5 protein-coding genes are annotated in these 7,141 nt (G+C 68.0%); 2 read left to right on the top strand and 3 right to left on the bottom strand.

Features of this window, described 5'->3' with window-relative positions; all coding sequences use genetic code 11:
* Window positions 1–1,208: 1,208 nt before the first annotated feature.
* Window positions 1,209–1,433, bottom strand: a complete 225-nt coding sequence (locus AB0I23_RS31345) for a hypothetical protein (protein ID WP_359114356.1) — start codon at window positions 1,431–1,433, stop codon at window positions 1,209–1,211.
* Window positions 1,434–3,112: 1,679 nt separating this feature from the next.
* Here AB0I23_RS31345 and AB0I23_RS31340 point away from each other — a divergent pair.
* Window positions 3,113–3,772 carry a hypothetical protein gene (locus AB0I23_RS31340; protein ID WP_359114354.1) on the top strand — a complete coding sequence of 220 codons (660 nt, stop codon included), beginning with the start codon at window positions 3,113–3,115 and terminating at the stop codon, window positions 3,770–3,772.
* A 177-nt stretch (window positions 3,773–3,949) separates the two neighbouring features.
* Here AB0I23_RS31340 and AB0I23_RS31335 read toward each other — a convergent pair whose 3' ends face one another.
* Complete coding sequence (locus AB0I23_RS31335; protein WP_359114353.1) at window positions 3,950–4,999, bottom strand: LacI family DNA-binding transcriptional regulator; 1,050 nt, start codon at window positions 4,997–4,999, stop codon at window positions 3,950–3,952.
* 22 nt (window positions 5,000–5,021) lie between these two features.
* Here AB0I23_RS31335 and AB0I23_RS31330 point away from each other — a divergent pair, with 22 nt between their 5' ends.
* Window positions 5,022–5,597: an amylo-alpha-1,6-glucosidase gene (locus AB0I23_RS31330; protein WP_359114351.1), complete on the top strand. Its 576-nt coding sequence runs from the start codon at window positions 5,022–5,024 to the stop codon at window positions 5,595–5,597.
* Window positions 5,598–6,023: 426 nt separating this feature from the next.
* On the opposite strand, the gene AB0I23_RS31325 is transcribed toward AB0I23_RS31330, so the two are convergent.
* The gene (locus tag AB0I23_RS31325; RefSeq protein ID WP_359114349.1) at window positions 6,024–6,938 is read right to left on the bottom strand and encodes an SDR family oxidoreductase; all 915 of its coding nucleotides are present in this window, start codon (window positions 6,936–6,938) and stop codon (window positions 6,024–6,026) included.
* Window positions 6,939–7,141 lie beyond the last annotated feature (203 nt).

Below are 7,141 nucleotides of genomic sequence, written 5' to 3'. Positions count from 1 at the left end.
GGCGTGTTCGTCCGCAACGGTGTCGTGGGCAGCTTCCGGGTGATCCGGGACCACTTCGACCGCGACGACCGCGACCGGTACTAACAGCATCCTGCGCATCACACGGAAACCCCAGCCCGTCGGAATCGGGCCGGGGTTTCCGGCACAGGAGGCGGTATCCCGCGGTGGACATCCGGCTCCACACGGGCTCCGGCAGGACCGGTACGGCACGGGCCGGCGTGACCTTGATCAGGAACTTCACGAACCCAGCATGCGAACGCCACGCCACGCCACGGCCACCGCGCAAGGTCCACCCCGTACCGGCGCGCGGGGCGGGCGGGGCGACCCCGTAAAGGTGACTCCGTTATATGGAGACGTCTGGCCCCGAGGGGAACCCTGCACGGGTACGGGGTGCGTTGCCGGTTTGACGCGTCCGCGCACGAACAAGACGGCCGAGGCTGAACACCGCCGTTCATCTGGCTGCCCGCCGCCTCGGGGGCTGCCGTCGCTGGCCCACCGGCCCTGACCTGCCGCTGACCAGGGGCGTACCTTCCGCCCCCGGGGTGCAACCCTTCTGATCCGGCGTGCCACCACCCACCCAGGGCGGTGGCACGCCGCTCCCGTACGTCAGCGGCCCCAGGTTCCCACCGTGCGGCAGTGGCGAATGACATCCCGGGACCGACGGCACGCCAGCGAGGGCGGAACACGGTCCTACCCCCTGGAAAAAACCGCAGGGCCCTGGCCTGAGGGACCAGGGCCCAGACGTACGCATCCCGAGGGGTCGAAGGCGCGCACGTTACCGGGCCCAACAGCCGCGACGAGCGGCACGTCACGGGTGCCATGCCATGCATCGCTGTCGAGTAGCCGTTCGAGTCGACCTCGTCGCACCGGGATATGCCGCAGCGCCCCTCCGTTGGTCGTCCTCAGATGCCGCTTCTCCCTCGGGAAGCGAAAGCAGGTCGCGAGTGCCGCCTGGCGGGACACCGCACCCTGAGCAGGGGCGGTGCCTCGTGCCGTGAGGGGGTGAGGTTCGCGGCCCTGCGCCGGGCGTTGTCCAGGAAGGTGCCGAACTTCACCGCCACCGTCTGGTCTTCGCCGTCGCCCAGGTGCTCGACGTGCTTGCGCTGAAGCACTGGAGCATCCCCCGGCGGTGCTCAGTACGGAATTGAACGAGACGAGCGTTGTGATTCCCGGTTCGGTGGAGGATTGCGTTGAGCGTTTCGTCTTCCCTACGCCTCGCAGGAGGACGAGTGAGACGAGACCGGCTCCGGCCATGACGACAGCCGCGCCGACTGCCGCGACGTCCATTCGGGGGTGAAGGCTTCACGTGCGGCCGTCAATGCGGCGTCTGCCGTTGCGGCCGGGCCGAACCTTACCTCCAACGGCAGGAGTTGCCAGGCGACGTCGTTGTAGAGGACGTACAGGATGCCCTGCAGACAGAGCCTGTCCGGCATCGGCTACGGCCCTGGCGACGCTCGGGCCAGGGCGGCAGTAGCGGTTCGTTCAGCGTCCACAAGTCGTCGTCCACGATCCACGGCCGAGTGATCACACCATCACGAACGGCCGAACCGTCGGACTGGTCACGCCCGACCAGGACATCTCAACAAGATCGTGTGACGGGCTCTGAGCAACACGCGCTCTCGCTACTCACGTACAAAGCCGATTGGCTGTCATGTGCAACCAGCACGGGTGTCGGTTCGTCGGCGAAGCCCCCGGGTGTGCGGTTGGGGCCGGCGTCCGGGGGCTTCGTCGGGCTGCCACCGAACCGGGGGGATGAGCCGGGGAAGCCGAAACCACTGTGTCGCAGAGGTCGATTCACAGGAAGTGACCTGGCGGGCCATTGGCCGTCTCTCACCTCAACAGCCGAGCAGATCCGCTGCGAAGAGGTAATGAGGGCGTTGCCGTCAGGGGCCCGGCCGGACCTGACGGGAACTTCGCCCGGCCCCGCGTCCGCGTGGGGGAGAGGCGGAGCGCAGTCGCTGGAGCGGTCGGTTCTGCCCGCTGTTCTGGTGCATCCTGGCGGGTTGCCGTGGATCGCGTCGGGAGGGGCGGGCACCGAAGTCATTGTTCACGGCGAAGTGACGGGGTCGTGCCCACGGCTCCGGATGCCCGCGGGATCAGTTTCATCGCAGCCCTGTCCCGGGGCAACGATTCCGGTCCAGTGCCGGGCAAAAGTCGCGCTGATGGAGCAGCCGCACCGAGCCGGTGCCGGCGGCCCCATCTCCGCCCCGCCGTCCGTACCGCATGGAACTGTCGAGCATTCCTCCACGCGCGGCACTGTTTCGGCGGCCGCATCGGTTGGCCGAGCGGGAGATACCCGCTCCCAGGCGGCTCCGGCATCCCGGACAGGAAGCCGTCCGCAGCTGCGTGGCCCGGGCGACGGCTGATGCGACCAGACCTCGAGAAACGACCGGACCCCCGCTGCAGCGCGTTTCCGATCGACATCGTCCGTTCATGGGACGGGCCAGTCGGCAACGTCCCGTCCGGCGGGCCGTGCACGTCAAGACCGTGCAGCGGGCGCCGCGCTTGGCGACGACCAGGTCAGGTTGCTGCTCTCGCAGCTTTGCCGACTGCGCGACAAGGCAGTCGTGCCGCTGATGGAGCGACCGTCACGGGGGCGCTCACCACGGCTGGAACCACCAGGACGTATCAGGAGGCCAAGCACCACGGTGGTTCCTGGGCCGTCGGCTCGGGCGACTCCGGTGACGCGTCCAACGCGTCGTGGGGCGTGGGGCGGGAACGCTGCCTGCGGCGGCGATTCCGGCATGAGCCACGCCGACAGTAGCGCTCACGGCACGGCCCACGACGCCTGATCCACGCGGTAGCCGATGTTCAGGGCCGGACCCGCCGCCTCTGGGTCCGGCCGTGACCCTGTCACCGCCCAGTACCACGGCAGGGCAGACACTGACCGCCACTCAGAGCGTCGGAAAAAAGGTAAATGACAGCCACTCAGAGAAGGACCCGAGTTCGTTCCGTGGTTGAGCGCGGTATACAGCGTCGACGCGCTGAGGCATGCACCCAATTGGTCCTTGGCGTCACACCTTAGAGGCATTCGATATGACAGTTAATAGGACTATAAGTACGTTCGTTGCTATCGGTTCACAGTCGATGTCTCTGAGACAGGAGAAGCGATATGACTACCCGTACTGTCGTCGTGACCGCCGCCGTTGCAGGCGCTGCGGCCCTGGCGGCGACCGGTATCAACTACGCCACGGCCGCGGATACCCCCGCAGCCGCGCCCGTTGTCCAGCAGCAGGCCGCCGCTCCCGCCGCGGCTGCGCCGGGCGAGGGTGGCGGCGGGGAGAAGGGCAAGAGCAACGGAGGTGGCGGCTACGGCGGTGGTGGTAACGGGCGCGGTGGCGAAGGGGGTGGCGGCTACGGCGGTGGTGGTAACGGGCGCGGTGGCGAAGGGGGTGGCGGCTACGGCGGTGGTGGTAACGGGCGCGGTGGCGAAGGGCGCGGCGGCTACGGCGGCGGTGGCTATGGTGGCGACGACTACGACAGGGGAAGGATTTTCTTCAACGAGCGGTCGTACTCCGCTCACTCCGATGGCTGCATCACCGTGGTGAGTGGTCTGGGCTCCAGGACTCTCAACGTCCGCAACGACAGCCGTCGGACCGTTGAGGTCTTCCGTGGCGCGACTTGTGACAACGGCTCGCCTGTCGCGACGGTCGGCCCCTACAGCACGAGCAATGGTGTCAGGCCGCGTTTCGTCCATGGCGGCGTGTGGGTCAAGAACGGTGTCGTGGGCAGCTTCCGGGTCGTCAGGGACCACTACAACGAAAAGTGGTGACGACAGTACCCAAACGGCATGGAAACCCTGGCCCGTCGGAATCGGGCTGGGGTTTCCGGCATTCGTACCGGCTGTCGTACGGGTTCCCATGAATTCCAGGAGGGATAAGGCTTGCGGCTCAGCTGCCCGGAAAGGGCGTGCGGTGATCGATGGCCCGTAGACGGACGCGGGGGTGGTTCAGTCGTCTGACGCGGATGCGCTGTCACGCACCACGAGGGACGGTTCGAGCAGGACGTGCTCGGGCGGGGCGCCGATTTCCGACATCCGGGCCAGCAGAAGCCGGACGCATTCGCGGCCGACGGCCTCCAGAGGCTGGGCCACGGTGGACAGTCCGGGGGAGAGGAGCACCGCCGTGGGGGAGTCGTCGAAGCCGACGACCGCGACATCCGTGCCCGGCACAGCTCGTCGCTCGCGCAAGGCGTGGTAGCAGCCCAGCGCGAGCATGTCGCTGGCCGCGATCACCGCCGTCGCACCCGCGTCGAGCAGTGGTCCGACAGCGGCCTGCGCCGAGGCGATGTCATCGACGCTCTGTGCTCGCTTACCACGCACTGGAAGGCTGTGCCGTCGCATGGCGCGCTGCCAGCCCATGGCGGGGTCGTCGCCGACCCCGGAGCCGCGAGGCCAGCCGAGGAACGCGATTCTGCGATGCCCCAGACCCACCAGATGTTCGACTGCGGCGTCCGTGCCCGAGGCGCCGTCGACATCCACCCAATCGCCGATCTGTCGACCGGACCACATCCGCCCGAAGCCCACGAACGGCACACCGCGCTTCTCCAGCCAGGCCTGGCGCTGGTCGCCTCGATCGGTGCCGCTCAGCACGAATCCGTCCACGCTGTGCAGGTCGAGGAGCTCTTCGTATCCGTCGAGGCCGGCGCTGCCGGGGGGTGAGGTGAAGAGCAGGATCCGGTAACCGGCCTCATCGGCGGTCTGGGACAGGGCATGCAGAAACCGGTCCATGACCGGGGTCGAGGTGCCCGGGGCGGTAGGACGGATTCCGTACCCGATGAGCTTGCTGGAGCGGGTGCGCAGGGTCTGGGCCGCTCGGTGCGGGCGATAGCCCAGCTCGTCGACGGCGCGGCGGACTCGCTCCAGGTTCTCCGGACGCAGCAGTTCGCGCGCATTGAGTGCGTTCGATACCGTCTGTGGGGAGACTCCGGCCCGCCGTGCCACCGTGGCCAGGGTCACTGAACCGGCCTTGGCCGCTCGGGTGTTGGGTGAGCGGGGCATGAGTGTCTCCGGAACCGGTCGCGTGAACGGGCGAGTTCATTGGAGCGTTCCAAAACTGCTGGCCGCCAGGCTCAGCGCGCCCGACCTCGACTCGGGCCATGGACTACGGACCCTGAGCAGCGACTCCGTGGCCTACAACCCGTACGGCTATCACATCGGTTCCATCTGGCCGCACGACACCGCGATCGCTGTGCACGGCCTGGTCAGGGCAGGGTTCCCGGAAGCAGCCGCGTCCCTGTCCGAGGGGCTGCTGACCGCATCGGCGGCTTTCGACGCGCGGCTTCCCGAACTGTTCGCCGGCCATGGAGCGGCGACCGACGCCCGGCCCTCGCCCTATCCGGCGTCCTGTCGCCCGCAGGCCTGGGCGGCGGCCTCGTCCGTCATGATCCTTCAGTCGGTGCTGGGTCTCTCCGCCGATGTCCCCGGCGGAACGCTCACGGTCGCGCCCGGGTTCGTGGAGGCGTACCGGCCACTGAAGGTCGAGGGGCTGGATGTCGCGGGCGGGCGGCTGGACATTTCCGTCGACGCCGACGGTACGGCGCACATCGAGGCACCGAAGGGCCTGGTGGTGAGGAGACAGCACACGACACCGCGTTGATCCGGAGCGGCTGTGCCCGATCCGAGGCAGGGCCCCGTGGGCCGGGGCAAGGTCCTGCCTCGGGTCGGGCATGCGGCCGAGGCCGATTTCTGGGGCGACGGCGAGTACGGAGTGCAGCCTGCTCCGACTGAAGAGGCCGCGAGGCAGGCCAGGCAGGCAGCTCCTCTACCCACTCCTTCCTGCCCCACCTCCGCGAACAGGGCGCGTCGCCGCTGATGCTGATGGCCAAGTCGCGTCAGAAGAAGCCCGAGAACGCCCGCCGCTGCTTCAAGCCCTCCCCCGAGGCCATCGCCGAGCTCGCCACGCACGACCCCGACGGCCGACTCCCGTGAACGCGCGACTGCCCGTTGTTGGCGGCCTCAGCATGGCCTTGAGTCTTTGCCGGAGCCTTCGGCACCGGGCCGAAAACCGTGAGCTGATGACGGCTCAGCGGTATCCGGTTGCGTCAGAGGGTTTGCCGGCGTCCTGAACCTCGACGATGTAGCGCCAAGCGTCCGGCCGGCTGCCGTCAAGGTCGGTGAAGCCGTAGACCTGCGCGAGCTGACCGCTGGACAATGACTGTCCGTTCCAACGGCTCACCTCGGGATCGGCAGCCAGGGCCGCGACAGCGCGCCCGACGTAATGTGGGGTCTCGGAGATGCAGAAGTGTGGCTCCCGCTCCAACGCGTCATGCCATGATTCCTCGACCACGCCGTAGTGGTCGAGCATGATCTCCGAGCGCATCCACCCAGGCGTCAGTGCTACCGCTGTGGCGCCCCGCGGTCCCAGTTCGTGGCCCAGGGCGAAGGCCATGCGGAGCACAGCGGCTTTTGCGAGATCGTAGAAGAACGAAACCCGGTAAGTATCCCGGTTGTACTCGGCGGTGCCGTCGGTCATCTCGATCACCAGTCCGCCCTCGTTCCGCAGCAGGAGAGGGAGGGCGTAGTGGCTGGTGATCGCGTGGGTCTCCACCGCCAGCCGCAGCATCCGCAGTCCCTTGTCCAGGTCGTGCTCCCATACGGGTGTGTTCCATCCGACGAGGAGTTCGCCACCCCAGATGTCGTTGACCAGAAGGTCCAGCCTGCCGTGTTCAGTTGCTATGCGATCCATCAAGCTGCGGACCTGGGAGGGGACCAAGTGGTCGGTCGGGACCGCGATACCGCGGCCTCCCGCCTCGGTCACCAGATCGGCGGTGTCCTCAATGGTTTCGGGACGGTTGTATTCCGAGCGTTGCTCCCGTGTGCTGCGGCCAGTGACATAAACGGTGGCCCCAGCCGCGCCGAGCTCGACCGCAATCCCCCTGCCGGCCCCCCGCGTCGCCCCTGCGACCAGAGCAATCCTGCCGTCCAACGTTGCTGACATGCGTATCCTTCCCTGTCCACGCACCATCCCGCGCCGCCCACGTGAAGGGCGACGACGTGATGGTTGCGCAGAAACCCGACACCTACTGTCGTGTTTTCCCAAGCACGGCTGCCGCGTCGCGTCGAGCAGTGCTCGTGGCGCAGCTACCGCCCGGCAGGGCGACCTGACCTTGTGACACCGAACAAGTAGCCGGGGCAACGCGG

It is taken from the genome of Streptomyces atratus (genome assembly GCF_040655115.1).
Taxonomy (GTDB): Bacteria; Actinomycetota; Actinomycetes; order Streptomycetales; family Streptomycetaceae; genus Streptomyces; species Streptomyces atratus_D.
This window is presented reverse-complemented; position numbering and strand designations above follow the sequence as displayed.